Raw genomic sequence first — 25,470 nt, forward strand, 5'->3', positions numbered from 1 at the left:
AATGCCGATATGCGGAAATAGTTCAGGGCCGTGTGACTCACTGTCACACGGCCCTTTCTGTTTTTTCGTGGGGAAGGAGGAATGTCCGCAGTCTGTGCACTCGCAACGGAAAAGATGGTTCGTGCTTCAGACAAAACAGAGTGCGGGGTTATGTTGTGCTAGGCCTTGGGTTCCGGCTTCGGCAGCAGCACGGCCTCCACGGCCATCTCGATATTGCTGACGAACAGCAGTTCTACGGCGTTGCGGACCTCTTCGTCCATGGCCATCATCTCCGCCCTGTTGCGTTCAGGAAGGATCGCCAGTCGTACGCCGGCCTGCTGCGCCGCGAGTACCTTTTCACGCAGTCCGCTTACAGGCAGCACTCGGCCGCTCAGGGTGAACTCACCGGTAAGGGCCACGTCGCGGCGTGCCGGTCTGCCCGTCAGTAGTGAAATGAGCGCCATGCAGATGGTCATGCCTGCGGAGGGACCGTCTTTGGAGATGGCACCGGCAGGGATGTGCACGTGTATGTCGGAGCTTTCAAAGAACCCTTCGTCTATGCCGAACAGGGCAGCGTTGCTGCGCAGGTAGCTGAGAGCAGTCTGGGCGGATTCCTTGAGGATTTCTCCCAGCGAACCGGTCATGATGAGCTTGCCGCTGCCTTTCATGCGCGCCGTTTCAATAAAGATGATGTGGCCACCGGATTCGCTCCAGACAAGGCCGGTGGTTACGCCCGCGATGGGTTTTGCCGTAGCGGCTTCCAGCGAAAATTTGGGGTGGCCGAGCAGTGCGTGGATGTCTTTCTTCTGCACTGTCAGGGGGACCTGCCGTTCTTTCTGCAGAATCTGCAGGTTCAGCTTGCGGCATACCCCGCCGATTTCCCTGTTCAGGCTTCGCAGGCCTGCACCGCGGGTATACTCCGTCAGCAACGTATTCATGGCTTCCGGAGTGAAGGTGATGTCCTCAGGGGCGTAGCCGGTGGCACGGACCTGACGTGGGGCAAGATACTCAAGACCGATGTGGCGTTTCTCGCCAAGCGTGTAGCAGGAGAAGGGAATGGTCTCCATGCGGTCGCGGAGTGGGCCGGGCAGGTTCTCCAGCATGTTCGCCGTGGTGATGAACATGACCCGCGACAGGTCGAAGGGAATGTCCAGATAATAGTCGAGGAAGTGCCTGTTCTGTTCGGGATCGAGGATCTCAAGCAGTACGGAGGCCGGATCGCCCCGGAAGTCCTGTCCTATCTTGTCTATCTCGTCCAGCATGAACACGGGGTTGTTCACACCGCATTTGTTCAGTTCGCTGATGATGCGTCCGGCCATTGCGCCTACATACGTCCGCCTGTGGCCGCGCAGTTCGGCTTCGTCCCGCATCCCCGCTAGGGAAAGGCGGATGAACTTGCGCTGCAGCGCATTGGCAACAGATCTGCCAATGGACGTCTTTCCCGTGCCGGGAGGGCCCGTAAAGCACAGAATGGGACCGGAAACAGAGCATGCCTGCGTCTTTCGGTCCAGAATGTCGCTTACGGTATCGCGCAGGATGTCCAGATTGAGAGGCTTGGGCAGGTAGTGAGCGGCTCCCTTGCGCAGGGCGTCCACCGCGTTATCCACTGTGGCGTAGCCGGTAACGATTATGAGCTGGGTGTCCGGCCATTCCGCCCGAACGCGTTCAAGCAGTCCGAGTCCGTCCACCTTCTGCATCTTCAGGTCTGTGACGATGCAATCCACATGCGTCTTTGCCAGAATATCAAGGGCTTCCTGACCGTTGGAGGCAGTAAGCACGTCGCATGACAGTTTGCCTACGGAGTAGGCCATGTTGTCGCGGGAGATGTCTTCGTCATCCACCACCAGAACCGTGCTGCGGCGAAGGTGGCAGGTGATGTTGGAGGCAAGGTATTCCAGCACCCGCTGTTTTACGAGCGAAAGGCCGAAGTGCTCCTGATCAAGCACTTCCTCTGCATGAGCAAGATTCAGGTTGTCCTGTGAAGACGTGAGCCAGGGCAGGGAAAGCAGAAATTCCACATAGTTGATGCCAAGGCCGTATTCCGCAACGGAAGGATCCATCCGTTCCAGTTTTTCGATCTCGCTCTGCGCAACCCTCCGTACATTCTCCGGTAGTCGTGTCGCTTCAACGGCGCTTCGCAGTTCCGTGTGCTGGCTAGGTTCTGGTGCCGGTGCCGATGGTTTGGGTTCGCTTCTGGTGAACAATCCCATGCTTGCCGTCCTTTTGAAAAAAGTAATGCGCTGCGAATAGATGCAACCAAAGATAGCACCGCGTGCCATCTCGTGCCACGTTTTCTTGCTGCTGCAAATTGCAGCGCATATCAGGCCGTAATTTCACAAAGAATGACCTTGTGCTGCAATTTGCAGCGCATGAATGCCATGGCGATGCCTTTTGCATCGCTTTTTGTGTTTGTGGAGCATGGGTTTTACTAGAATACTCATTAATAACAGTGATTTGCGAGAGTGGCACGCCATATGCTTTCTAGTGGTCAGAAGCAAGCCGGAAGCGGTTCAAACCATGAGCAGGTCAGTTCCATGAAGATAATGAAAGCGCTTGAAAAAATAGCAACGGCTGTAGCCTTTGCAGAAGCAGGTGATTGGGACTCTGCGCTGGATATTATGCATACGGAAAAGACTTCAAAGAAGATCCTCATAGCCTATGAGGGAGAGCCTGATAATAGGCGGCTCATTGAATATGCCATCGGCATTGCAGATCGTGTGAAGTGCGACATGCTGTTCTCATATGTGGCAACCAGAAAGAAGGCTGAGAATCTTTCGCAAAGCTACATAGATGCTGTTAACAAGTCGTTTAATGATGCGTTTGAAAGAGAAGTTGAAGCTCTTAAGATGCATGATCTGAAGCAAAGTGTTCAGCATGTTGTTGTCTCAAACGATTTTTATGATGCAGTCAACTCGATTTGCAGGGAAGTTAAGAAGATTGAATTTGTCATACTTGGATGCAGCGAGCGTAATGCTGCACGGTTGCGGCTCAATATTCCATACTTCTTCTTCAAATAATGCAGATTTTGATTGTTAAACGAATCTGCAGGTGAATGGAGCAATATTCATACGCTTTAACAAAAGGAGGGCGTCATGAGTCTGTTCAAAACATTGGAAAACGTGTTCGCGGCTGTTGCCTTTGCTGAAAAGGGCGACTTTGAAACGGCCATCTTCATTGCCAGTGGCAAGACGGCAAATGAAGAGCGGGTGAAGACCCAGCCCAAGAAGCAGGCAGACAAGAGAGCCCGCCTGCGCGCCCAATAGCCAGGTTTCCAGCACTTGTAGACGGAGCAAAGCAAGGAGGAGTTGTGATGACCACTGTTCAGGAAAGAAGAAAGAAGGCGAAAGGGCAGGCCATTATCTTTGGCGCACTGAGTGTCGCACTGTATGCCGCCGTATTCAGCTTCGCTGATACCATGGTGCATCTGTTTGCCAAGGGCGGACTTTACACCGCACTGCCTATCGCCACGGTATTTCTGTTCTCGTACGTTCACGGCAATTTCACGGGCAATGTGTGGACTGCCCTTGGTATTGAGGCTTCCGCCAAAGCCGGACGTGCAACCGAAAAGGCCGGCGCTGCAAAGCGTACCGATTCCCGCAACCGTGCGACTGTAACCGCTTAACCCGACAGAAATTGACAGGAGATTTCACATGCACGATTTGTTAGCAGAAAACCTGCGCTTCGTTGACCTCACGCTGGTCGGCGTCCTGTTCCTGTTCTTCGTCGGTTTCGTTGGCGGTCTCGTCAGCGGCTTCATCGGTTCAGGCGGCGCATTCGTTCTTACCCCCGGCATGATGAGCCTTGGCGTTCCCGGTCCTGTGGCCGTTGCCAGCAACATGTGCCACAAGTTCCCCAAGGCCCTCGTGGGCGCCATCAAGCGCTACAAGTATGGTCAGGTTGACATCAAGATGGGGCTGATCATCGGCGTATCCGCTGAAATCGGCGTCCAGCTTGGTATTCAGATTCAGAAGTTCATTCTGGAACAGTGGGGCCAGGCAGGCTCCAACCTGTATGTTTCCTTTGCCTTTGTGTTCGTTCTGGTGACGGTGGGCAGCTTCGTTCTGAAGGATGCCATCCAGACCAAGCGTTCCGGTGGTGAAGAAAAGGTCACCATGCTCGCCAAGCGTCTGCAGTCCATTGAGCTGTGGCCCATGATGACCTTCAAGGCCAGCAAGATCCGCATTTCCTTCTGGTTTACCGCTCCGGTCGGCCTTGCCGCCGGTCTGCTGGCAGCCACCATTGCGGTGGGCGGTTTTGCGGGTGTTCCCGGCATGATCTACATCATCGGTCTTTCCAGCCTCATGGCTTCCGCCACCGAACTGGTCGTGGCGTTCGTCATGGGTCTGGGCGGTACCATGGTATGGGCCTTCTACGGTATGGTGGATATCCGCCTCACGCTGATCATTCTCGCCGGCTCTCTGTTCGGCGTGCAGCTCGGCGCCATCGGCACCACCTACGTGAAGGACTATGCCATCAAGTTCGTTATGGCCACCATCATGCTGATCGTTGCTGTCAGCCGCGGTCTCGCCATTCCCAAGTACCTGAAGCAGCTTGAAGTCATCGGCTGGGATGCCGGTTTCATCGACATCATGAGCAAGGTCAGCTTTGGCCTCATGTGTTTTGCTCTGCTCGTGGGCGCATTCATCATCCTGAAGGCCATGATTCTGGGCCGCCGCGCTGAACGCCAGTTGGAGATGGAAGGGGCTGCAAGCCACGCCTAAACGAGCGTTGAACCCGGACAGGATGGAAGGGAGGAGCTTATGTACAAGAAGGTGCTCGTCGCATTCGACGGTACGGAGTCGGCAACCAACGTGCTGGAACAGGCACTGGTTCTGGCCCGTTCGGAAAACGCTGCTGTCGACGTCGTGACCGTCATTCCCGGCTATCAGGGAGACCTGAGGCTTCTTGGCAACTCCCGCGTGCTGACTGAAATGCACGGCCATTACCAGACCTGTCTCGATTCCGCCATCAAAATGGCCTTGGCCCGCAATGTGCGGGCCAAGGCCCATCTCCGCACCGGCGAGCCGCCGGAGGAGATTCTGCGCACGGCCGAAGAGATTCGGGCGGACCTTATCGTCATCGGCAAGCGCGCACGATTTTTACTGGATTCAATGCCCATCGGCTCAGTTGCTGACGACGTGATCAGGCAGAGCGATGCGGACGTACTGGTCATCTCCGGTGACAAGCAACTGGGGCTTGAGCGGATTTTTCTTGCCTATGACGGCACGGAAGGAGCCGATCTTGCGGCTCGTCAGGCCAGCGCGCTTGCGGCACGGTATGGAGCCGGGTTGTGCATCGGCATGACCTACGAAATGGACATGGAGGCCTTCAGCCTTGCCCCTGAGCTGGAAGAGGCTCTGCACCGCAAGGCCCGTTCTGCCATCAATCCTGCAGTGGAATATGCCCGCAGGGCGGACGTGAAGCATGTGGAAACCGTCATCCGCCACGGCAATCCCTCGTACAAGACTCTTGTCGAGGAGGCAGCTGCCTGCAAGGCGGGGCTGCTTGTGGCGGGAGCCAGCGGCAGGGGCAGCTTGTCCCATGTGTTGTTGGGCGGCGTGGCAAGACGGTTGATTTCCCTGAGCACCTGTCCGGTGCTGATCGTGAAGGAGTAGCCATGGTTGCCGCGAAACAGGAAGCGACTGAGACTCAAGCACCGCAAGTTCTTCTTGGCGAGGCAGCGAATGAAGCCGCTGTTGCAGAACAGGAAGATGCCCAGCCGGTTGTGATATACCGTTATCTTGACGCGGATTCCGGCAAGGAGATTCCTGCGGAAACCGTGGACTGGGACGAGCCTGAATTGAGCGATGGGGCTGTGGTGCACGTGCTGAAGGCCGAAGGCGGTAAACAGCACTATACAGTGAAGAGCATGGTCGGCGAGGACGTGGTGACCGTCTATCTGGACAAGGCGCGCAACATCCTCTGGCGCATGGTGTTCCTTGGCGTGCTGCTCACGGCCAGCTGGTTTGTTCTCGACTTCATCTTCGGAAAGATATTTTAAAGAAATTCCTACACATACTGCGTCACTTGCAGTGTCTGCGGGGTATTGACCTCCCCCGCAGGCGACACGGAAAGCCCTTCATTCAGCAGAAGGGCTTTTCATTTTGCATAAAGCGGGGGAGAGGCGGACAGCTACCATAAGCTGAGCGCCGATGTGTGATCGTAAAAAAGGCCGGACAGCGTTTGCTCTCCGGCCTGTTCGTTATCAGGTTACTTGCCCTGTTTTTTGGCGGGGGCGGGGGGCTTTTCTCCGAGCACGTCGGCGAATTCTTCGCCGTATATGGTGAGCATGACCATGGTGAAGCTCAGAATGAGCGGGCCATACAGAATGCCCAGAATGCCGAATGCCTTGATACCGCCCAGAATGGACATGAAAATGAAGAACACCGAAACCCGCGCGCTGTCCTTCATGAAGTAGGGGCGCAGGAAGCTGTCTATGGCGGCAACAGGCAGTGCGCACCACAACAGCAGAAAGATGGAGCTTTGCCATTCACCCACGATGAGCAGGTAGAGACAGGCGGGAATCCAGACCAGACCGGTACCCACTACGGGAATGAGCGAGCAGAAGCCCATGACCGTGCCCCAGAAAAGGGCGGGAATGCCCACCATGGCCAGACCGAAACCGCCTACGATGCCCTGCAGCACAGCAACAAGCAGGCCTCCTACCAGAACGGAGCGGGAAACCTGACGCAGCGTGTTGATGATGTTGTCTTCCTGTTCCTCACGCATCGGGCAGAGATATTTGACCGCAGCCAGCATCTTCTTTCCGTCTTTGAGCAGGAAGAAGATGATCAGCAGCATGAGCAGGAAGTGGAAAAAGAAGGTCACCGTATCGCCAAGGGCGCTGGTGGCAAACGAGATCACGGTTTGTCCTGCCGACTTGGAGAACAGCGTGATGTTGTGCTTGATGTCCAGTTCCAGGGGATCAATGAAGGGCAACTTCTGCTGCAGCCATTGAATGGCGGGCAGAATGCCGCTCTGCTGGGTGAGCTGGTCGAAATCCGTAATCCTGAGCCAGTCGTTTACGGCGCGGATGCTGTCTATGGCCTGCGGGATGAGGCCGGACAGGAATACCGTTACCGGCAGGGCAAAGCAGACCACAAGTATGCCGATCACGGCTCCCGAGGCAAGCAGTTCCCTGTTACCCATGCGTTGCAGAATGCGGTTGTAGAGGGGCGAAAAACAGGCGGCAATGACTATGGCGATGATTCCCGTATGCATGAAAGGCCGGATGATGCCGTACATGAGATACAGGGAAAGCAGCACCAGAATGATGAGAAAATAGCCGTAGAGCCCCTGACGCGAAAAGGTGCGCGAGAACTGCGCAAGAGGGCTCGTTGCTTCCTGCGCTTGTTGTTCGCAAGTGTTTTCAGCAGGGGAGGTCGTTTGTTCGGTCATGTGTAAGGTGTGCCCGACCTGCTACATGGCACCGGCAGGTTTGCCGGCAAGGCCGCAGTAACCGGGGTCGGTCTCGTCTTTGCGTTGAGGGTTCTTGAATCGCCACATCATGCAGTCTTCGCCGAGACAGAACTTCATCTTGTCATCGGACGTTTTCAGTAACGGGCACGTTTTAAAACGGGCTTCTTTTTCGGGCAACAACATTTCCGCCTCCTTTCTGCTTTGATCCGAGGGGGCCGCGTGGTCGGTCACTTTCTTTTCGCGCGCTGGCATGGTCCATGAGATTGCCTTGCTTATCGGAATACTATGCTAAACGGAACGGCTTTGCATCTGATTTTGCGTTTGGTGGCATCCATTGAAGAAAAAAGCCATCTGCCCCTAAAGGCTTTTGAAATCGTGCCGATCTGTTGTGTTGAATAGGACAATTGGAATCTCTGGACAGGAGGGGAGAACATGGAAATTGATGCCCTGAAAGGTGGTGCCGAAGGTGCCGCCAACGTGTTGGAGATGCAGCGCATGGCTCAGGCTGAGCCTCGTATGAACCAGCAGGATCAGAACAGACTTGCACAACGCGAGCAGCACGGGAACGGTGCCAGCCAGACCCAGACTGGTGCTGCCATCCAGGGGTTGGGTGAGAATCTGAACCTTATGGTTTAACCTGCCGGATTTCATCGCACTGTCGAAAGCGGAGCCCAAGGCTCCGCTTTGTTTTTTTGGCTTTCGGAGTCCGGTTTATCCGTCTGGTGCTGTTCAGGGAGGCTCGAATCCTGTGTGGCGCCTGTGTGGCGGACGAGAAACGGCTCGGCGAGGCTATTTATCAAGCAGCGAGAGGGTGCGCATTACGTCTGTCATGTCGGCAGGATCAACCGTGCCGTAATCCGTTTCCCGCATGTCATCGCCGAAACCGGCGGCTTTGCCGAAGACGGCAAGGCTTATCCGTTCCATGATCTGGATCTCCTTGCGTGCTGCGTCTTCATGGATAAAGGGCGCTTGTGCACCCTGCATCATGATCAGGTCCATGGAATAGCGCTGCATCCGTTCCGTGAACTCCTGTGACTGGCGCAGTGCCTTCTTCAGGCGTTGGTGACGCTTGTGCAGGTGGTGCCACGGGTTTTGTTCCCGAAGCACATAGTCAGCCTGGTTTGTCTCGTCTGCAACGGGGAACTGCGTGTCAGCCGGAAGGGATGAGAGAAAATGCAGCCAGAATACCAATGCTTCCGGATAGGCCGGATCGCCGCAAGGGTATTGATCAAGAAAGCGGGCCGTCAATGCTTCAATGGGGCCCTCAAGGCGCAGGCGGCTGGCTTTGAGACGGCATCTGGTGAATGTGGCCAGCGGTTGGGGCTGAAGCCGTGCAATGCGATGTCGTATGGGGGCGGGAATGCTACAGTCGAGATGCAGTCTGCGGACCGTGTCCCGCCATACATGGGGCGGGGGGACGAATTCTATTGACCGGCCGTGAGCCAAATGAAGAAGGCACGGCAGGGCCGCGCCTTCCAGATGGTCTGTCAGTTGTAACATGTCGGTGTTCGAGAACGGTGAGGAGTCTTCTCCGGGAGAAGATTCCTTTGTACCGGCATGTTCATGGGGATGCAGAATGGCATCCAGCGCACGCAACAAGGGCTCGTCAGGAAAGAGCAGAAACTCGGCAAAAGTCTCGAAATCCGGATGGTCCGGAGAAAGAGCGTCTCGCAGGGTTGCTTCGTCGTGGTCGCCGAGCACGGTGTCCGCATAGCGACGGACATCGTCCGACAGGCTGCGGCCTGTCTTCAGCCACAGGCTGATGGCGTGTGTGATGTCCTGTGTTGCTGCGTGCGGCATGCTATGCCCCTTGCTTCACCTCGTTCCACAGCGCGTCCATTTCGGAGAAGGAAAGGTCGGCAAAGACCTTGCCGCGCTCGCGGGCCAGTGCTTCCATGCGTTCAAACCGTGCAAGAAACTTGATGTTGGTGCTGTTCAGGGCGGCGTTGGCCTTGAGGCCCTTGCGGCGTCCGAGTTCGACCATGGTGAAGAGCACATCGCCGAATTCGCGTTCCTGCGCTTCCTTGTCATCCGTGGCGCAGGCTTCGTTGAATTCCTGCCACTCGGATTCAAGCTGCTTTTCAACGGCGGCGTCATCGGGCCAGGTAAAGCCGATGCGGGCGGACTTGGAGTTCAGGCGATAGGCCTTGAGCAGCGGCGGCAGTCCCTTGGGCAGGCTGTCGAAGGTGCCCTTGGGCTTGTCTTCTGCGCCGTCCTTTTTTTCGCTGCGCTTGATGCGTTCCCAGTTTGCCCAGACTTCTGCGATGTTCTCCACGCTGGAGTCGCTGAACACGTGGGGGTGGCGGCGGATCATCTTGGCTGCGTTTTCCTGCATGGAGTCAGCAAGGGTAAAGCCCTTGCATTCGTAAAGTCGGCTGATGAAGAGAACGAGGAACATGACGTCGCCAAGCTCTTCACGCACATCCACGTTCTTGCCGCTGCGGATGGCGTCCACGAGTTCAAAGGTTTCTTCCAGCAGGTAGTCGCAGAGGGATTCGGGCGTCTGTTCTTTGTCCCACGGGCATCCGTCCGGACCGAGCAGTTTTTCGATGACGTCTTTCAGGGCAATGGTCGCTTCGGAAATGGGGCTGGTCATGAAAATGTATCCTGTTGGCGCATCATGTCGTATATACCTGATGCGTGGGGTGTTGTGTCGGAAACAATCCGGCTGTTAAAACGTTTTTTCAGGTATGTACTGCTGCAGGAAGGTTGTTGCTTGCTGCAGGTAGGGAACTGCTTTGGAATTGGTGACGAATTCTGCCTTGGGCAGGAAATAGGTGATGCATGCGAGCAGCACGCAGCTGATGAGCACGCCCTTCAGGCCGCCCAGCAGCAGGCCGGCCAGATGGTCGAGCCATGCGGCGGGAGAGGAATCTATGATGGTGTGGATTACTGCAGCCAGCAGGGAGGTAATCAGAATTACGCCCAGAAAAACCCCTGCATAGGAGGCTATGCCCACCCATGAACTGTCGGAAATGATCTTGCTTACATAAGGTTCCGCCTCGGGGTAGTAGCGGTTGGCCAGCAGAAAGCCGCCCACAACGCCGAAAATGGCTCCCAGCTCTGTGACCAGTCCTCTGAACAGGCCTCTGATGAGGAAGAAACCGACAATGACAATAAATACTATGTCGAGTGAATTCATGTGCGTAGCATCCGAAAATTTGTTTCTTCGTAACTGGTTGCCACGTCAGGCGAACAATGGCTTGATACGTAGCGAAACCGGGCCTGAGTCGTGTGGCTGCACATGCATAGCAAAAGTGACTTCTCAGGGGAAGCGAAAGAGGTTGGTGCAGGCACTTTTCAAAGGAAAGAAGCGGATTGCCAAGCCGAAGCATTGTGGCTAAATAATAGTGGTTAAACGCGACATGTGTTGGCATGTTGGATCGAGGGGGAACGTATTGTTTTTGATGAATTGCAAACCGGAGTAATATGGGAACTCTTGCATTATCCGCTTTGAAGCCGGGCATGCGTCTGTCTGCCGATGTGCTGGACAGAAATGGCCGTAAATTGCTTTCGTATGGTGACACGCTTTCCGAACAGGCTTTGCGCGTACTCAAGATCTGGGGCGTGACCGAGGCGCAGGTGGAAGGCGAAGGCTCCGAGGAAGCCTCTGCTCTTGTGTCTGAGGAAATCCCTTCGGAACTGTACGAAGCCGCCCGGCGCGATACGGAACATCGTTTTCGTCATAACGACTCTTCCCTTCTTGTCATTCAGGAATTGCAAAAGCTTGTAACGCTGCATCTGGCCCGCAAGATGGCCCTTGCCCAAGGGCGGGGCGATGACCCGTTGGCGCTTGTGCAGCATGACTCTCCTGCCAAGCCTGCGGGCAAGTGTCCTCCTCCTCTGGATGTCCAGACGCTGCTGCGTGACGACGTCAAGCTCGGCTCGTTGCCTTCCGTCTTTCATAAGCTGGTTGAGGTGGTGAACGACTCCCGCAGCTCCGCGACGGATGTGGCGGAAGTAATTGCCAACGATACCGATCTGGTTGCCCGCCTGTTGCGTGTGGTGAACAGTCCCTTCTATGGTATGACTGCGAAGGTGGACACCATTTCACGCGCTGTTACGGTCGTGGGCAGCAACCAGCTTGTTTCGCTGGCCATGGGTATTTCCATTGTCGCATCGTTCAAGGGAATTCCCGAGCATCTGGTCAGCATGCGCGATTTCTGGGAGCATTCCATTGCCTGCGGCATGGCCGCTCGTATTCTTGCCAGTTATCGTCGAATGCCCAATACGGAGCGTTTCTTCGTCGCGGGAATGTTGCATGACATAGGGCGACTCATCATGTTCAAGATAGCGCCCGATCATTCGACGCATCTTTTCCATACTGCCTACTCCGAACACAGAATCGTGCAGCAGTGCGAGAAAGAGGTGATGGGGTTTACGCATGACCGCCTTGGCGGACTGCTCCTCAAGGCATGGAGATGCCCTGTTTCGCTCGAGAAGAATGTGCGGTACCATCATCTGCCCGGCATGGCCCCCACCGTGCCGGAAGCAGCCATCATGTGCGTGGCGGATGTTGTGGCAAATGCTTTCAGATTCGGTTCCAGCGGGGAGCGTCTTGTTCCCGTACTGAGCCGTGAAACGTGGGATTGCCTGGAACTGCCTGTGAGCGTGCTCGGGCAGACAGTATTGCAACTGGACTATCAGGTCTCTGAAATCGTACGGTTGATGAATGTCGATGGATAAAGCACCATACCCGACCGGGACACATAGTCTGGAGCAGCGGCTCAGGCATCTTGAGGAGCAGGCAAGGTTCACTCTGGACGTTCTGGAAATGGCTTCGACGTTGGGCGATTTCCAGACCTGCATCAACAAGCTGCATGAACCCACGGCCCTCTTGGAAGAAACCATCCTTCGCATCGGTGAACTGGTGCATTTTTCCGCGTCCGCATTCTACCTTGTTGACGAGAACAGTTCGGACTTCACGCTTTCATTGTGTTCCCCGGCCTTGTTCCGTGAAATGCTTGATGCGGAAGTGCAGCATCTCATAGACAACGGGGTGTTCGCCCTTGCCGTGCGTGAGAACAGGCCGGTTACCGTGTATTCGCGTGACAACATGTACCGTCTTGTTCTGCATGTGCTTGCAACGACATCACGCACCCGCGGTATGTTCGTCGGAGTCATGTCAAAGGGCGAGCGGAATCTGTCCGGCATTCTCATGTCCCTGCTGTCCATCGTGCTTAAACACTGCGCCAATGCCATTGAGAGCTTTGAGCTGTACCGGCTTTTCCGGCAGGGCGACAGGGACCAGTATCTTTTTGTCGATTCGCTTCCGGTGCCTGTTGTTGAGCTGAGCGCCGTGGGCGAGGTCGTGTACGCCAATGCCGCAGCCGTGCAGCTCAGGCTTGCGCAGGGTGACAGCTTTTTTGCCCGGGTGGCGCAGACAAGCCAGGGACTTGCACGATCCAGCATTGTGCAGTGCGGAGAAGGAGAATCTGTCAATGGTGTTCGGCTGGAGCTGACCGGTGAGGCGGATAATATCCTGCCGGTTATCCTGCACGCAGCGCCTTGGAAGACGGGGACTTCTGAACTGCATGTCCGTTGCATACTTGTTCCGGCGTGATTGTTTTCGTCGTATCAGGCGGTTACCTTCCAATTTGATTACAGGATGTTTTCATGAAGATAGAAGTGAAGTGCTTTGCCACCCTTGCTCACCATGCTCCCGCAGGCGGAGAGCTTGAGGTGGAAGCGGGAACCAGTGTGGACAGCATTATCGACTTGCTTGGCATTCCCAACGCCGAAGTGAAGATCCGGTTTGTGAACGGAGTGCATGTGAACGGTGACGCCGTGGTTGCCGAAGGCGACAGGGTCGGGCTTTTTCCTGCCGTCGGAGGTGGGTAGGCACTGAGGTTTTATTATCCGGGATGCTCTTGCTGTGAATTGTTGCCTCCCCTGCATCTGATAGGTATAGTCCCCTCCGTTTGTTTTGATGGGGGAGTAGGGCTGTATGCCAGATAGCGCCAATGCTGCCGTCCGCAGCGATATATTGTCTTCCGACGTTGCCTTGTTCAGGGTTTTTGAAGCCGCTTCTGCCGGGGTGGCTGTCTATACTTGCGCGGGGCGCCTTGTTTATACGAATGAGGCCATGCTTTCTCTGACCGGACAACGGGCGGAAGCTCTGGGCTCGTTCTACTCCGGTGCGGAGTGTTACAGCGGGGCGCGGGCGGAAGAGGTTGCTCTGTTCAACGCGGTGGCCGGGGGGGACAGGGCGTTGGGTTCTGTTCGTCTGCGTCTTTCCAGGCCGGATGGCTCCTGCCTCTTTGTCCGTTCGGACATGTATACCATTCAGGATATTCAGACCAACAGGCGGCTTGTTGTTCGTCAGATGCACGAGTTGGCCGATGTTTGCACGCCTGCCGCCGTGGTGGGGGGAACGCGCCGTGATAAGGCCTATATGGCCTTGCAGTTGCTTACACAGGTGATTCTTCGTGAATTCACGCTGATCGGTTTGATGGAAGGCATACACGGCGTATTGAGTGATCTCATGGCCGCGGAAAGTTGCTCCATTGCCCTGACAGACGGCCCCGGTTCAAGCATTTCATTTCCCTATTTCTGCGATATCAAGCGCAAGGCTCCGGGTACCCGTCCCTTCGGTAACGGTCTGACCGAGTTTGTCTATGTCTGGGGCAAGCCCTTCATGCTCAAACAGGAAGACATTCTGGGTATGGAATCCAAAGGGGTGGTGTGTCCGGCACAGCCGAGACCTGCTGTCTGGCTTGGGGTTCCCTTGCGTACGCATGCCGGTGAAAGCGTCGGCGTTCTTTCCGTGCGCAGCTACTCGGACGGTGATGCCTTCACGTCCGACGACCTGCAGTTGCTTGAGCTTATTTCCGGCTACGTCGGCGGGGCCATCGAGACCTTCAGGCAGCAGGAGGCGCTGCGTGACAGTGAAGCGCGTTTCCGTGCCGTGTTCGAGCACTCCGGCCTTGGCGTATGCACCGTTACGGCCGAGCAGAGGATTATCGAGAGCAACGGGCGTGTCGCCGACATGTTTGATACGGACGGCGGCAGCCTGCTTCATGCGGATCTTTTGCAATTCATCGTGGATGCTTCAGCCCGCAAGGAAGTGCTTCGGCGCTATGCCGCTCTGATGGAAGGAGCGGCGGACAGCTTCAGTGAGATTGTGGAGTGTCGTTTGCCCGGTGCGGCCCGCTTCTGGTGCAGAATGACGTTCACCGCTGTCCGTGATGGCCATGGAGAGTTCTCTTTTTCCGTTGTGCTGCTCGAAGATGTGACCGAACACAAGCTTTCAGACGACAGACTCATGCACATGGCGTTTCACGACGCCTTGACCAGTCTCCCCAACCGAACCCTTTTCATGGATCGCCTCAACAGCGCCATCCGCAGATCCAGACGTCATGAAGGCTATCATTTTGCCGTATTATTCATGGATATGGACCGGTTCAAGGTTGTGAACGACAGCATGGGCCATGAGGCCGGAGACGAACTGCTCAAGCAGTTCGCCTTGCGTGTGAACGGGTGCCTGCGGGAATCGGATACCTTCGCCCGTTTCGGCGGGGACGAGTTTGCCGTGCTCATGGATGACTTGCAGGACGTGCTGCAGGCGACTCATGTGATTCAGCGTATTCTTGAGTCCCTGAAGGCGCCCTTCAAGGTCGGCGGGGTGGAAGTCTTCAGTGGAGCGAGTGTCGGTGCTGTGCTCCGTGCCAACGAATACGAGCGTTCCGAGGATATTCTGCGCGATGCCGATGCCGCCATGTATCGGGCCAAGGAGAACGGCTCAGGCCGGTACGAAATTTTTGATCGTACGCTGCATTCCCGCATGCAGGACATGCTGCAATTGGAAAACGCAATCCGGCGGGGGCTGGAGTTTTCGGAATTCCAACCGGTGTTCCAGCCGTATGTGACCTTGCAGACGGGACGGGTGCGTGGCGCAGAGGTGCTTGCGCGCTGGAAACAGCCTGCGGGAGATATTGTTTCTCCGGAGCACTTCATTTCGGCAGCGGAAGAGTCCGGCCTTATCTATGGTTTGGACTGCCAGATGCTCGAGTATGGTTGTGCCGCCATGACGGAATGGCGTGCACAGAATCCGGATGCCGGTTCCTTTGTCCTGAATCTCAACGTATCGGCCATTACCATGCAGCGTTGGAATATGCTGGATGTGTTCATGAAGATCATTGCTGATTCAGGATGCAGGCCTTCTGATATCTGCTTGGAAATCACGGAGAATACCCTGCTCAAGGGTGAGGAGGCGGTGACGGACCGCCTGTGGAAGTTGCGGGATAACGGGGTACGGATTGCCCTGGATGATTTCGGAACGGGGTATTCCTCGTTCAACTACCTGCGCAACTTCCCCGTGAACATGATCAAGGTGGACAAATCCTTTACGGCATCCGTGCTTGACGACAGGGCCACGCACGGCATTGTGCAGGCCATTGTCAGCCTTGGCAGGGGACTGGGCATTGAAGTGGTTGCCGAAGGAGTGGAGACGTTTGATCAGGCACAGATGCTGGCCTCGTTGGGTTGCGAGGCGGCTCAGGGCTATCTCTTCTCGCGTCCCGTGGGGCGTGACCGGTTGTACCGTGCCATGGAATACGGCAAGCTGCCCATGGAAGCCGGTTAGCCGGAGCTGTTACCAGTCATCTCCGTCCACGCCCGCAGAGCGCATTTCCGTTGCAATGCAGCGCAGCAGGCCGTAGTCAAAACGGCCGCGCAGGGCTTCAAAGGCCCCTTTCAGACCTGAGCCGGAACCAATGCATGCTCCGAGCGCCTCGCGGATGCTGAGCATGTCTTCCGCGTTCATGGATTCCGTGATTTCTTCCAGTTCCATCTCTTTAAGGCGCAATGCCTGTGCGAAGTGGCCGTAGACTGTGCCGATGGCAAGTCCTCGTTCCTTGGCGACGGCTTCCGGCGAGCCCAGCGTTTTGAGCAGATCCATGGACGCCTTGATCGTTTCCGTTATGCCTCGGTTCTGGCGTGCCGTTCTGCGGCGTTCCTTTTCGGCAGCACGTTGCGGCATGTCCGGAACGCTCTCCGGTTTGCCGTGTGTTGTTTCATGTGAGGCCATCAGGTCCAGAAACAGTTGGCCGTACATGGACAGCTTGGCCTGCCCCACTCCGTAGAGGTTGCTCAGGTCCTCAAGTGTGCAGGGGCGGTAGGCTGCCATTTCCATGAGCGTCTTGTCCGGAAAGACGGCATACGGCGGAACGTCCTGTGTTTCGGCCAGCTTCAGCCGTTCGTTGCGTAATGCCTGCAACAGCGAGGACGTGAGCGGATGCGACAGAGTGGCGTGAAGGGCTGCATCCGTTTCCGGGGTAACCCTGCCGTGCGAGCTGGCGGTCGAGAGCGCTTCCCGTCTCAGTTGCACGTTCCTGTCACCACGCAACACCTGCCAGCTGGCTTCGTTGAGCAGCAGGTTGCCGTGTCCTTCCATATCCACATCCAGCAGGCCGAGCGCCACAAGTTGCCGGAAAACGGACTTCCACGATTCCTTGGCCAGCTTTTTGCCACATCCAAAGGTCTTCAGTTCGTTATGACCATGGGCGGAAATTCGTTTGGAGAGCTTGCCCAGCAGGATGTCCGTCAAATGGGCAACCCCGAAGCGTTGTCCTGTGCGGTAGACAGAAGACAGTGCCTTCTGGGCGGCCACCGTGCCGTCCCACGTTTGCGGGGGCGTCAGGCAGGTGTCGCAATTGCCGCATGGGGCGGGTAGCGTTTCGCCGAAGTAGCCGAGCAGTGCCTTGCGGCGGCATTCCACCGTTTCCAGAAAGCCGAGCAGTGCGTTCAGCTTCTGGTGCTCAAGATGTGCGCGGGAGTTGGTTTCCTGCGAGCCGATCATCTTGCGTAGGATAACGACATCCGCCAGACCGTAGGTCATGAAGGCTTCGGCAGGCAGGCCGTCACGGCCGGCGCGTCCAGTCTCCTGATGGTAGGCTTCAAGACTGCGGGGAGGCTCCAGATGGGCCACGAAACGCACGTTGGGTTTATCCACGCCCATGCCGAAAGCCACGGTGGCAACCATGACAACCCCTTCTTCGCGCATGAAGCGTTCCTGATTGTAGTTGCGCTGAATGGCCGTCATGCCTGCGTGGTAGGGCAATGCGGTGATGCCTGCCGCCTGCAGTTCTTCTGCGGTCTCCTCCACCTTCTTGCGCGATACGCGGTAGACAATCCCTGATTCACCGGCATGTCTGTGCCGGATGAAGGAAAGCAATTGATCCATGCCGCGGTCTTTGAGCACGATCGTGTAGCTGATATTGGGCCGGTCAAATCCCGTGGAGAAGGCGGAGGCTTCTTTCAGCTGCAGATGGTCAACGATGTCGCGGCGGGTGGGACCATCCGCCGTGGCAGTGAGTGCAATGCGCGGCACCTGCGGGAATCGTTCATGCAGGATGCTGAGCTGGGTGTATTCTGGCCGGAAATCGTGGCCCCATTGTGAAACGCAGTGCGCTTCATCGATGGCGAACAAGGCGATGGGGATGTTGTCCAGCCGGTTCAGAAATTGCGGAGTCATGAGCCGTTCCGGAGCCACATAAAGCATGTCCAGTGAGCCGTTGTGCAGGGCGGCTTCCACTTCCCGCTGGCGGGCCGGAGAGAGGCTTGAATTCAGACAGGCCGCCCTGACGCCCATCTGGTTCAGGGTGCTGACCTGATCCTGCATCAGGGCAATCAGCGGCGAGACCACAATGCCCGTTCCCGGGCGCAGGATGGAAGGAATCTGATAACAGAGTGATTTGCCGCCGCCCGTGGGCATGAGCACCAGCGCATCGCCGCCGTTCAGCACATGTTCTATGACGCGCTGCTGTTCTCCCTGAAATTCGTGATAGCCGTATACCGTACGGAGAACATCAATCGCTGTGGCTGCTTTCAATGTGTTGGAGGATGAGGGGAGCGGGGCAATCAATGATGCTTGTGTTGATGTGGTCGGCATGGCGCGGACACTAGCTCATATTGCTCCGGACAGGAAGGGGGATGGTGGCTATATGTTGTTATGCATGGAACATCGCTTGATCTATCGGGTGTCTATAGTTTACTCCTTGCGTTCTGCAATACAATTTGAACGGGGAGGCTGCTGTGCGTCGGTGTTTCTTACTGCTTGTCGTGCTTTTTCTTGTGGGGTGCAAAGCAACTATGGTCGGTACGGATCTCAAACCTACCGATGTTGAAAACAAGGCGGTTACCGGCGACCAGCGGGTTGTATTCGTGACCCCTGAGGAAGCCATAGACATTGCCGAAGAGGTGGCAAGTCTCAAGTTCCGGTCTGTAAAGGTGAACAAGGCGGGCAATGCCGTCATCGTTCAGACCTATGATCCCATGTACGGGGCATTTATCGGACGTATAGAACCTGTTGTATTGTATATTCCGAAGACGCAGGAGTATGGGGTTACCTTCCTCATGTACGGGAAAGGTGACGGCTTCTGGGACGGAACTCTTGCCCCCAAGCTCTTTCTCAAGGCTTTTTATCAGGAGCTTGAGGACTATCTCAGCTTCAATGAGATAGAGACTTCCATTTATACTCAGGCTGAATACATGCAGTCCAAGGATATTCCCGTGGAGAAGGCCGGAGAAGATATCCCGCACGACCCGCAAGCCTTTGCCTTCTGGCTCACCAAGCGCGAGAACCGTGATCCCATGGAAGGGGTGTTTGAATCTTCGGACGGCGCGTTCACCTTGGGCATCTATGCCACTCCCAAAGATCGTAAATACAAGTTCAAAGCCATCATCCTTGAATCGCGCGACCGTCGCTGGAAGGTCGGCGAAATTCTTATCCGGTTCAAGAAACTGCAGCCCGGTGCCATCTGTCTGAGCCGTCTTTCTGACAAGAGGGGCGATATGGAGGGCATAGCCTGGAGGGTTGAGCGTGGAGCCATCATCTCCATGCGCAAGCCCGAAGGCGATGTTGCGCTGTATCGGGAGTCGGAAGAGGATATTCTCGGCACCGCGACAGGGGTAACGGAACGGGATAATGGTCCCACCATTACCAAAGGGGACACTGTCTACAGGGTACTCGGAAACGGCAGTGCATGGGTTCTGGGGAAGAAGTACCTCGCTACTGCCGAGCATGTAGTTGACGGCAATGATGACTATTTCGTTTTCGACGGTGATGAGGTCAGAGAAGTCCGCGTTGTGGCGGCCGACAAGGATCTTGATCTGGCCGTTCTCAAACTGATGGAAGGTTCCTTCTCGGTGTCGGCATTGCCTATCCGCAAGCAGAGTAAGCTTCCCAATGGTACTCCGGTGCTGGCGTTAGGTTTTCCTCATGCAAGCATATTGGGAAAAGAGATTAAGATTACCGACGGCATTGTGAGTGCCCAGACGGGGTATGGGGGAGAGGCTGAGAAGTATCAGATTACCGCCCCTATTCATCCCGGGAACAGTGGCGGTCCCGTTCTTGACGATTGCGGGAACGTAATGGGGATTGTCAGCACTGGTATGAATAAGGCCGTCATGGAGAATACTGCCTTTGTCGTGAAGTATCAGTTTCTGAAGGCGTTCATGCAGTCTCACAATGTGGAGTTTACCGAAGCAGAATCCAGCAGGCCTTTGAGTGCCGTGGAAGCTTTCGAGAAGTATTCCAAATCCGTCATGTTGATTTTGGCTGCTGAAAAGAAATAATTATCTGAAATTGCTGAATAAACACGACAGTCTTTTATCGTGAGCGTCGTATAACAAAGAGGGTGGACATGAGGGGTTACAGCCTGCCGCGAATGATGGGAATAATTGCTGCGCTCGGCATGGTGCTGATGCTTGTTGCCTGCAACGGTCCTGTATCCATGGGCTCGTCTCCTGCGATCAAGCAGGTGGGCGGGCAGGTGGTGGGACCGCAGGAAGTGTATGAGATGTCTTTCTTTGAAGCTGTGGACATGGCGCAAACCGTGGCCAAGGATAAGTTCCGTGAGGCGGAGATAGACTACGAAGGCAGAAGCATCCGCGTGAAGAACTGCATGTATCCGGGTGGATGCATGAGCGGCGAGATCAAGCCGCTGTTGCTGCGCGACTATAATACCAGCAAGTCCGGTGTGATATTCCTTTTGGACATCAAGGGGGAGAACTCCAGCGACCCGTTCGAGTATAAGCGGCATGCCGACCTGTTCTATGGCGGCATCAAGGAATACGCCAAGCTGCGCGGCGTGTCCGTATCAACCTTCAGGCACTATACGCAGGAAGAAGGCACCTTTATCGAGGTGGCTCCCAAGGAAGTGCCCCGCGATCTGGCAGGGTTTGTTTACTGGTTGGACAAGAAGGAAGGCCCCAAACCCTATGAAGGTGTGTACGAGTTTTCCAATGGCCGGTACACCCTTGGTCTGTACTATGACGGTTCCGACCGTGTGTACAAGTACAAGGCCATGATTCTGGAAACCCGCACCCGTGAATGGAATGCCGGTGAGATCAAGATCAAGTTCAACAAGCTTGAGCCTGACTCCGGCTGTCTGAGCCGCTATTTCCGGCAGGACAAGACCGAAATCGGGGCAACGTGGAAGGTCTTCAGCGACGGGTTGGTAGCCCACAACGTCGTTGATAGCGGTTCCAATGTGGTGCTTCTGCCTGTGGACGTGAGCGGTTATGCATCCGAAGGTTCCGGGCGTTCCGGTCATGGAGGCAGCAAGAAGGGCGGCGCGACGGCGAGAAAGGGTGAAAAGACGTACCGTTCGCTTGCCACGGGCACTTCATGGCTTATCAGCAAAAAGTATCTGGTCACCTGTAACCACGTGGTCGATACAGGCGACACCTACTTCGTCAGAGTTGGCGACGACTACAAGGAAGTTCGTGTTGTGGCTCGTGACCATGATCTTGACCTTGCGGCTCTCAAATTGGTTGAAGGTACTATTGATGACCCCGCCTTGCCGCTTCGCAAGAGCGAGGTATTGGAAAACGGCTCGGAAGTGTATGCCCTTGGGTATCCCGAGGCTGGCCTGCTTGGCGTGACGACCAAGATTACCGACGGTATCATCAGTGCCCAGACTGGGTTCAAGGGACGCGCGCAGGACTATCAGATTTCGGTTCCGCTGCAACACGGTAACAGTGGCGGGCCCGTGCTGGACGAATCTGGCAATGTGGTGGGGGTGGCTTCCTCCATCCTTCGGCCGGATATCGCCGACAACGTGAGCTTCATGGTGAAGTATCAGTTCCTTAAGATGTTCCTGCAGTCCCATAACGTGGAATTCACGGAAAGCGACTCCAATGAGACCATGAAGGCCAAGGAGATATTCCGCAAGTACGGTAGCTCGGTGTACTTCCTGTGGGTGCTGGAGCGTAGTAACTAGCCGCAAGCACTGCTCGCAGTGATTGGTCGAAAAGAAAGCCCCCGATGACGTATCGGGGGCTTTTGTTATTTCTGAGGCCCGTTCTGGTGTGGAAAGCAAGGTGCTAACCCTTGCGGCGTTTTGCCCACGGTACGGAGAAAATCCATTCGCTTGCGCAATGCAGCTCGTGGCGCGGCATTTCACTGGTGAAGATGAGGGGGGCGTTTTCCGGCACATCTTCCGCCGGAATGATTTCAGCCCTGCAACGGCAGCCCAGCGCAAAGGGGGGCAGGCAGCGGATAAGGTCGGGGTGCGAGGCGGGAAGAACGGCTCCGTGCAGCACTCTGCAGTGTTTGCAGGGGGGACGCATGGCCGTGTAGCCGTCGTCGTTGTTTGGTGGAGGATCGGTGGTGATCCGCAGATAGGCACCGCGGTTGGTCTCCAGCGCTGCCATAATACCAAGCTGCTCGTCGCGCCATGCCAGATAGTGCTCCATGAACGCGTCGATGTCTTCGGAAGAGGCCTTATGTTCTTCAAAGAGCAGCCAGATGACTTGTCCTGTCAGTCGCGAAAATAGAGGATGGCGGCTGGCGAGATCTTTGAAATCAAAATTCATTGTAACGACCCTGTATCAAGGTGAAGGAACAGGCGGTTTGTGTGTCTGAACACTGTCCGGTAAAACGCCTGAGAAGGTTTACTGCGAGCAGGCGCTGCTGGCAAGCTTCATCTGGGGTGACAAGGCAGGAATTTGACTGATTGTACACATTGTATGCATCAAGGGTGTTTGCTCCTGCAAAAAGCAGTGTGCTGAATGTCTTCCGTCCTCTGTAGAATGAAGAAAAAAAGCCTGCGACGGAATCCGTCGCAGGCTTTTGCCTTTTAACTATTGAAGGGGCGGCTTAGCTGTCCTGCTGGGCCGCAATCCACTCCATGGCTTCCTGCAGGTTGAGGGTGCCGGTGTAGATGGCCTTGCCGGAGATGGCTCCTTCCAGATTGGCGGAACGGCTCAAGGGGTAGAGCGCCTTCACGTCATCCAGCGTGGCTACGCCGCCGGCAGCGATAACGGGCAGGGAAGAGGTTTCCGCAAGCTTCTTGAGTGCGGGAACATTCACGCCGGTCTGCATGCCGTCGCGGTCAATGTCGGTGTAGATGATGAACGAGGTGCCCTGTGCTTCAAGGCGCGGCAGTACGTCATACACCGTCAGGCCGGTGTCTTCCACCCAGCCCTTGGTCTTCAGTTTGCCGCCCTCGGCGTCAAGGGATACGCCTATCTTGCCGGGCAGCGCTTCGCAGAGAGATCCGTAAAGATCTGGATCGGTCAATGCGATGGTGCCGATGATCAGGCGGGATACGCCTGCGTCAATGTATGCCTTGGCGGTATCCAGATCGCGGATGCCGCCGCCAAGCTGCACGGGAATGTCGATGCTGGAGCAGATGCGGCGGATAAGCTCGCGGTTTACCGGTTCGCCGGAAAATGCTCCATCAAGATCTACCACGTGCAACCATTTTCCGCCCTGATCCTGCCACTGCTTTGCCATGGCCACGGGATCGGAAGAAAAAACGGTTTCTTCATCGGCCCGGCCCTGCTTCAAGCGAACGGCCTGACCGCCTTTAATATCAACTGCGGGAAAAATGATCACAGACCCAACTCCTTGATACCCTTGCGCATGCCTTCTTCGGCAAGCTGCTGTGCAGAGATCCACTTGCCCTTGCGCTCAACGAACTTACTGAAGTTCATGAGGTTGTTGGCAAGGCTCTCCTGTGTTTCCTCGAAGTGGAAACGGGAGCTGGCTCGCTGTCTCGCTACGTCGATGATGAAAATGTCCATGGTGACTGCTGCGGGATGGTAGGTTCCCGCTTCGCCGCCGTCACGGTCCTGCCACTGAAGAACCTGGGGCACAACCAGAAAGTCTACGCCCATGCATTGGCCGACATTGATCCACTTGGCGAGTGCCGTGGAAGAGCCTGCCTTCTTGCTCGTATCAAGCTCAAGGCAGCGGGCGCTGGCACCTGCACTGACGTAACGACGGTTAGTCATGCGGAACAGCTGCGTTTCGAAGTTCTGGTCAAGCTCGCGCAGAATTTTGTCTTCAAGCTCAGCCTGTCCTTCCGGAATATAGCCTGCAAGCAGGTCCCAGGTATGGAGAGGCTGGGTGAAGCGGGCAACGCCGATGGAAACCTCAGGCAACGGGGTGGGGCCTTGGGTTACCTTCTGGCATCCTCCAAGGATGAGGCCGGTAAGCAAGAGCAGGGTGATGCTGATACGCTGAACTAGTTTCATGAATCCAGACTCCCTTTGGTGCTGAGTAGCTGCGCCCGATCGCGGCTGGCGGCCATGCGCAGGGCAAGACCGAGACCTTTGCATGCGGATTCGAGCAGATGATGTCCATTCTTACCATACAGATAGGAAATGTGCATGTTGATTCTTGCCGCGTATGCAACGGATTTGAAGAATTCCCTCCACAGGTCGCTCTCATCCCCTGCAATGACGGGAGGCAGCAGATCGTCGTTTCGGTAGACCAGATAGGGTCGACCGGAAATGTCGATGTTCACTTCCGTCATGGATTCATCCATGGGAACCTTTGCGAAACCGACACGGTTGATGCCTGTCTTGTCTGCAAGGCACTGGTTCAACGCCTGTCCCAGGCAGAGGCCTATGTCTTCCAGCGTATGATGCGCATCAACGTGCAGATCCCCTTCGCAGGTCAGTGAGAGGTCAAATCCTCCCCAGAAGGCGAGAAGGGTGAGCATGTGATCGGCAAACCCCCATCCGCTCTTCACGTCCACCTTGCCGGAGCCGTCGATATCCAGCGTCAGCGCAATGCGTGTTTCGTTGGTATCGCGTTGTATGGTGGCCATACGTTGTGTCATGCGCATATCCTTTGAAACGCCGTGCGTGGGCACGGGTGTGCGTCCGGAGTTATACGGGCGCGTTATCTCGTTTCGGTGGCCTCTTCCTCTTCTTCATCGTCTTCTTCCGCTTCCTCTTCTTTCTTCTTGCGTCCGAATACGGCGGCCACAATGATGGAAAGTTCATACAGAACGAGCAGCGGACCGGCCATGAGCAACTGCGAGAAGACATCCGGCGGCGTCAAAATGGCACCAAGGATGAACGCGCCAAGCACGGCAAACCGACGGAATTTCCGCATCATGTCAGCCGTTACAAGACCGATTCTGCTGAGGACCAGAGAGAAGAGCGGCATCTCGAACACGAACCCGAACGCAAGCAGCAGTTTGATGGAGAAGCTCAGATACTCATCCAGCTTCAGCATCGCCTGAATGTGCTCGTTGTTGAAGCTCATGAAGAACTCGAACGCCGCAGGGAAGACGATAAAATATCCGAACGAAGCTCCGCCGATGAAGAACAGGGCGGAACTCAACGCGACAGGAATGATGTATTTGCGCTCTTCCTCATACAGGCCGGGAGCGACAAATGCCCATACTTGATAGAAAATGTAGGGGCTGGTGAGAAAAACGCCGGCAAGAGCCGCTACCTTCAGGTAGGTCAGAAAGGCTTCCTGCGGCGCGGTGAAAATGAAGCTGCTGTTCTCCGGCATGAACTGGACCATGGGAGCAACAAGCAGATTGAAAAGCTCTTCGGCAAAGCCGTAACAGGCCAGACAGCCGATAATGGCGGCAATGGCGACGTGCTTGAGGCGCTTGCGGAGTTCGTCCAGGTGCTGGACGAGGGTCATGGGCCCCTCTTCTTCTTCCTCTTCCTCTTCTTCCTCCTCCTCCTCTTCTTCTTCTTCCTCTTCGTCGTCTATTTCTTCATCGGCGGCGACGGGGAGTAGAGAGGGATCGTCAATCCCCTCGCTAGAGGATTCCTCAAAGGGGAAGGGCGGGGGCGGATGGGGAACGGATTCGG

25 protein-coding genes are annotated in these 25,470 nt (G+C 55.8%); 13 read left to right on the forward strand and 12 right to left on the reverse strand.

Annotated features, from left to right (window positions below; all coding sequences use genetic code 11):
* Positions 1–158: 158 nt before the first annotated feature.
* Complete coding sequence (locus N1030_RS02645; protein WP_265827487.1) at positions 159–2,189, reverse strand: S16 family serine protease; 2,031 nt, start codon at positions 2,187–2,189, stop codon at positions 159–161.
* 324 nt (positions 2,190–2,513) lie between these two features.
* Between N1030_RS02645 and N1030_RS02650 the strand changes: the two genes are divergently transcribed.
* The 6 genes from N1030_RS02650 to N1030_RS02675 all read left to right on the forward strand — a co-directional run bounded on the left by N1030_RS02650 (position 2,514) and on the right by N1030_RS02675 (position 5,980).
* Positions 2,514–2,996: a hypothetical protein gene (locus N1030_RS02650; RefSeq protein WP_265827488.1), complete on the forward strand. Its 483-nt coding sequence runs from the start codon at positions 2,514–2,516 to the stop codon at positions 2,994–2,996.
* 75 nt (positions 2,997–3,071) lie between these two features.
* Entirely contained in the window at positions 3,072–3,242 is a 171-nt protein-coding gene (locus tag N1030_RS02655) for a hypothetical protein (protein ID WP_265827489.1), read from the forward strand.
* 47 nt (positions 3,243–3,289) lie between these two features.
* Entirely contained in the window at positions 3,290–3,601 is a 312-nt protein-coding gene (locus N1030_RS02660) for a hypothetical protein (protein ID WP_265827491.1), read from the forward strand.
* 28 nt (positions 3,602–3,629) lie between these two features.
* A complete protein-coding gene (locus N1030_RS02665) occupies positions 3,630–4,700 on the forward strand; it encodes a sulfite exporter TauE/SafE family protein (protein ID WP_265827492.1) in 1,071 nt (356 codons plus the stop codon).
* A 39-nt stretch (positions 4,701–4,739) separates the two neighbouring features.
* Complete coding sequence (locus tag N1030_RS02670; RefSeq protein ID WP_265827494.1) at positions 4,740–5,594, forward strand: universal stress protein; 855 nt, start codon at positions 4,740–4,742, stop codon at positions 5,592–5,594.
* 2 nt (positions 5,595–5,596) lie between these two features.
* Positions 5,597–5,980, forward strand: a complete 384-nt coding sequence (locus N1030_RS02675) for a hypothetical protein (RefSeq protein WP_265827495.1) — start codon at positions 5,597–5,599, stop codon at positions 5,978–5,980.
* Between the two features lie 209 nt (positions 5,981–6,189).
* Here the strand turns inward: N1030_RS02675 and N1030_RS02680 are convergent, their stop codons facing one another.
* Both N1030_RS02680 and N1030_RS02685 read right to left on the reverse strand, forming a co-directional pair.
* Entirely contained in the window at positions 6,190–7,377 is a 1,188-nt protein-coding gene (locus N1030_RS02680) for an AI-2E family transporter (RefSeq protein ID WP_265827497.1), read from the reverse strand.
* Positions 7,378–7,398: 21 nt separating this feature from the next.
* Entirely contained in the window at positions 7,399–7,581 is a 183-nt protein-coding gene (locus N1030_RS02685; RefSeq protein WP_265827498.1) for a hypothetical protein, read from the reverse strand.
* Positions 7,582–7,830: 249 nt separating this feature from the next.
* Between N1030_RS02685 and N1030_RS02690 the strand changes: the two genes are divergently transcribed.
* Positions 7,831–8,034 carry a hypothetical protein gene (locus N1030_RS02690; protein WP_265827499.1) on the forward strand — a complete coding sequence of 68 codons (204 nt, stop codon included), beginning with the start codon at positions 7,831–7,833 and terminating at the stop codon, positions 8,032–8,034.
* A 153-nt stretch (positions 8,035–8,187) separates the two neighbouring features.
* Here N1030_RS02690 and N1030_RS02695 read toward each other — a convergent pair whose 3' ends face one another.
* From N1030_RS02695 to N1030_RS02705, 3 genes are all read right to left on the reverse strand, one after another.
* Positions 8,188–9,198: a hypothetical protein gene (locus N1030_RS02695; protein ID WP_265827501.1), complete on the reverse strand. Its 1,011-nt coding sequence runs from the start codon at positions 9,196–9,198 to the stop codon at positions 8,188–8,190.
* 1 nt (position 9,199) lies between these two features.
* The gene (gene mazG, locus N1030_RS02700; RefSeq protein WP_265827502.1) at positions 9,200–9,994 is read right to left on the reverse strand and encodes a nucleoside triphosphate pyrophosphohydrolase; all 795 of its coding nucleotides are present in this window, start codon (positions 9,992–9,994) and stop codon (positions 9,200–9,202) included.
* A gap of 75 nt (positions 9,995–10,069) precedes the next feature.
* On the reverse strand, positions 10,070–10,540 hold the full coding sequence (locus N1030_RS02705; RefSeq protein ID WP_265827503.1) for a CvpA family protein: 471 nt from the start codon (positions 10,538–10,540) through the stop codon (positions 10,070–10,072).
* Between the two features lie 287 nt (positions 10,541–10,827).
* Between N1030_RS02705 and N1030_RS02710 the strand changes: the two genes are divergently transcribed.
* The 4 genes from N1030_RS02710 to N1030_RS02725 all read left to right on the forward strand — a co-directional run bounded on the left by N1030_RS02710 (position 10,828) and on the right by N1030_RS02725 (position 15,982).
* The gene (locus N1030_RS02710) at positions 10,828–12,084 is read left to right on the forward strand and encodes an HDOD domain-containing protein (RefSeq protein WP_265827504.1); all 1,257 of its coding nucleotides are present in this window, start codon (positions 10,828–10,830) and stop codon (positions 12,082–12,084) included.
* A complete protein-coding gene (locus N1030_RS02715; protein ID WP_265827505.1) occupies positions 12,077–12,961 on the forward strand; it encodes a histidine kinase in 885 nt (294 codons plus the stop codon). Before N1030_RS02710 ends, N1030_RS02715 begins: the two co-directional genes overlap by 8 nt.
* 53 nt (positions 12,962–13,014) lie before the next feature.
* Entirely contained in the window at positions 13,015–13,239 is a 225-nt protein-coding gene (locus N1030_RS02720; protein WP_265827506.1) for a MoaD/ThiS family protein, read from the forward strand.
* Positions 13,240–13,345: 106 nt separating this feature from the next.
* On the forward strand, positions 13,346–15,982 hold the full coding sequence (locus tag N1030_RS02725) for a bifunctional diguanylate cyclase/phosphodiesterase (protein ID WP_265827508.1): 2,637 nt from the start codon (positions 13,346–13,348) through the stop codon (positions 15,980–15,982).
* Positions 15,983–15,991: 9 nt separating this feature from the next.
* On the opposite strand, the gene recQ is transcribed toward N1030_RS02725, so the two are convergent.
* Positions 15,992–18,289, reverse strand: coding sequence for a DNA helicase RecQ (gene recQ, locus N1030_RS02730; RefSeq protein ID WP_265827509.1), 2,298 nt, complete (start codon positions 18,287–18,289; stop codon positions 15,992–15,994).
* Between the two features lie 200 nt (positions 18,290–18,489).
* Between recQ and N1030_RS02735 the strand changes: the two genes are divergently transcribed.
* Together N1030_RS02735 and N1030_RS02740 are read left to right on the forward strand one after the other, a co-directional pair.
* Positions 18,490–19,974, forward strand: coding sequence for a S1 family peptidase (locus N1030_RS02735; protein WP_265827510.1), 1,485 nt, complete (start codon positions 18,490–18,492; stop codon positions 19,972–19,974).
* A 68-nt stretch (positions 19,975–20,042) separates the two neighbouring features.
* Positions 20,043–21,623, forward strand: coding sequence for a S1 family peptidase (locus N1030_RS02740; protein ID WP_265827511.1), 1,581 nt, complete (start codon positions 20,043–20,045; stop codon positions 21,621–21,623).
* Positions 21,624–21,726: 103 nt separating this feature from the next.
* Here N1030_RS02740 and N1030_RS02745 read toward each other — a convergent pair whose 3' ends face one another.
* The 5 genes from N1030_RS02745 to tatC all read right to left on the reverse strand — a co-directional run bounded on the left by N1030_RS02745 (position 21,727) and on the right by tatC (position 25,297).
* Complete coding sequence (locus tag N1030_RS02745) at positions 21,727–22,218, reverse strand: structural protein (RefSeq protein ID WP_265827512.1); 492 nt, start codon at positions 22,216–22,218, stop codon at positions 21,727–21,729.
* A 283-nt stretch (positions 22,219–22,501) separates the two neighbouring features.
* Complete coding sequence (hisA, locus tag N1030_RS02750; protein ID WP_265827513.1) at positions 22,502–23,242, reverse strand: 1-(5-phosphoribosyl)-5-[(5-phosphoribosylamino)methylideneamino]imidazole-4-carboxamide isomerase; 741 nt, start codon at positions 23,240–23,242, stop codon at positions 22,502–22,504.
* Entirely contained in the window at positions 23,239–23,883 is a 645-nt protein-coding gene (locus N1030_RS02755; RefSeq protein WP_265827514.1) for a hypothetical protein, read from the reverse strand. Before N1030_RS02755 ends, hisA begins: the two co-directional genes overlap by 4 nt.
* On the reverse strand, positions 23,880–24,473 hold the full coding sequence (gene hisB / locus N1030_RS02760; protein ID WP_265827515.1) for an imidazoleglycerol-phosphate dehydratase HisB: 594 nt from the start codon (positions 24,471–24,473) through the stop codon (positions 23,880–23,882). Before hisB ends, N1030_RS02755 begins: the two co-directional genes overlap by 4 nt.
* 62 nt (positions 24,474–24,535) lie before the next feature.
* Positions 24,536–25,297: a twin-arginine translocase subunit TatC gene (tatC, locus tag N1030_RS02765; RefSeq protein ID WP_420842836.1), complete on the reverse strand. Its 762-nt coding sequence runs from the start codon at positions 25,295–25,297 to the stop codon at positions 24,536–24,538.
* Positions 25,298–25,470: the final 173 nt, after the last annotated feature.

It is taken from the genome of Desulfovibrio mangrovi, from assembly GCF_026230175.1.
GTDB lineage: Bacteria > Desulfobacterota > Desulfovibrionia > Desulfovibrionales > Desulfovibrionaceae > Halodesulfovibrio > Halodesulfovibrio mangrovi.

What these genes read in the sequence shown, in the direction of transcription:
- N1030_RS02645 (WP_265827487.1), bottom strand. Translation starts at nt 2,189, where the DNA reads ATGGGATTGTTCACCAGAAGCGAACCCAAACCATCGGCACCGGCACCA.
- N1030_RS02745 (WP_265827512.1), bottom strand. Translation starts at nt 22,218, where the DNA reads ATGAATTTTGATTTCAAAGATCTCGCCAGCCGCCATCCTCTATTTTCG.
- N1030_RS02650 (WP_265827488.1), top strand. Translation starts at nt 2,514, where the DNA reads ATGAAGATAATGAAAGCGCTTGAAAAAATAGCAACGGCTGTAGCCTTT.
- N1030_RS02675 (WP_265827495.1), top strand. Translation starts at nt 5,597, where the DNA reads ATGGTTGCCGCGAAACAGGAAGCGACTGAGACTCAAGCACCGCAAGTT.
- N1030_RS02755 (WP_265827514.1), bottom strand. Translation starts at nt 23,883, where the DNA reads ATGAAACTAGTTCAGCGTATCAGCATCACCCTGCTCTTGCTTACCGGC.
- N1030_RS02685 (WP_265827498.1), bottom strand. Translation starts at nt 7,581, where the DNA reads ATGTTGTTGCCCGAAAAAGAAGCCCGTTTTAAAACGTGCCCGTTACTG.
- N1030_RS02720 (WP_265827506.1), top strand. Translation starts at nt 13,015, where the DNA reads ATGAAGATAGAAGTGAAGTGCTTTGCCACCCTTGCTCACCATGCTCCC.
- N1030_RS02655 (WP_265827489.1), top strand. Translation starts at nt 3,072, where the DNA reads ATGAGTCTGTTCAAAACATTGGAAAACGTGTTCGCGGCTGTTGCCTTT.
- N1030_RS02695 (WP_265827501.1), bottom strand. Translation starts at nt 9,198, where the DNA reads ATGCCGCACGCAGCAACACAGGACATCACACACGCCATCAGCCTGTGG.
- N1030_RS02715 (WP_265827505.1), top strand. Translation starts at nt 12,077, where the DNA reads ATGGATAAAGCACCATACCCGACCGGGACACATAGTCTGGAGCAGCGG.
- N1030_RS02690 (WP_265827499.1), top strand. Translation starts at nt 7,831, where the DNA reads ATGGAAATTGATGCCCTGAAAGGTGGTGCCGAAGGTGCCGCCAACGTG.
- tatC (WP_420842836.1), bottom strand. Translation starts at nt 25,297, where the DNA reads ATGACCCTCGTCCAGCACCTGGACGAACTCCGCAAGCGCCTCAAGCAC.
- mazG (WP_265827502.1), bottom strand. Translation starts at nt 9,994, where the DNA reads ATGACCAGCCCCATTTCCGAAGCGACCATTGCCCTGAAAGACGTCATC.
- N1030_RS02680 (WP_265827497.1), bottom strand. Translation starts at nt 7,377, where the DNA reads ATGACCGAACAAACGACCTCCCCTGCTGAAAACACTTGCGAACAACAA.
- N1030_RS02740 (WP_265827511.1), top strand. Translation starts at nt 20,043, where the DNA reads ATGAGGGGTTACAGCCTGCCGCGAATGATGGGAATAATTGCTGCGCTC.
- N1030_RS02670 (WP_265827494.1), top strand. Translation starts at nt 4,740, where the DNA reads ATGTACAAGAAGGTGCTCGTCGCATTCGACGGTACGGAGTCGGCAACC.
- N1030_RS02725 (WP_265827508.1), top strand. Translation starts at nt 13,346, where the DNA reads ATGCCAGATAGCGCCAATGCTGCCGTCCGCAGCGATATATTGTCTTCC.
- N1030_RS02705 (WP_265827503.1), bottom strand. Translation starts at nt 10,540, where the DNA reads ATGAATTCACTCGACATAGTATTTATTGTCATTGTCGGTTTCTTCCTC.
- N1030_RS02710 (WP_265827504.1), top strand. Translation starts at nt 10,828, where the DNA reads ATGGGAACTCTTGCATTATCCGCTTTGAAGCCGGGCATGCGTCTGTCT.
- N1030_RS02665 (WP_265827492.1), top strand. Translation starts at nt 3,630, where the DNA reads ATGCACGATTTGTTAGCAGAAAACCTGCGCTTCGTTGACCTCACGCTG.
- N1030_RS02735 (WP_265827510.1), top strand. Translation starts at nt 18,490, where the DNA reads ATGGTCGGTACGGATCTCAAACCTACCGATGTTGAAAACAAGGCGGTT.
- hisB (WP_265827515.1), bottom strand. Translation starts at nt 24,473, where the DNA reads ATGACACAACGTATGGCCACCATACAACGCGATACCAACGAAACACGC.
- N1030_RS02660 (WP_265827491.1), top strand. Translation starts at nt 3,290, where the DNA reads ATGACCACTGTTCAGGAAAGAAGAAAGAAGGCGAAAGGGCAGGCCATT.
- recQ (WP_265827509.1), bottom strand. Translation starts at nt 18,289, where the DNA reads ATGCCGACCACATCAACACAAGCATCATTGATTGCCCCGCTCCCCTCA.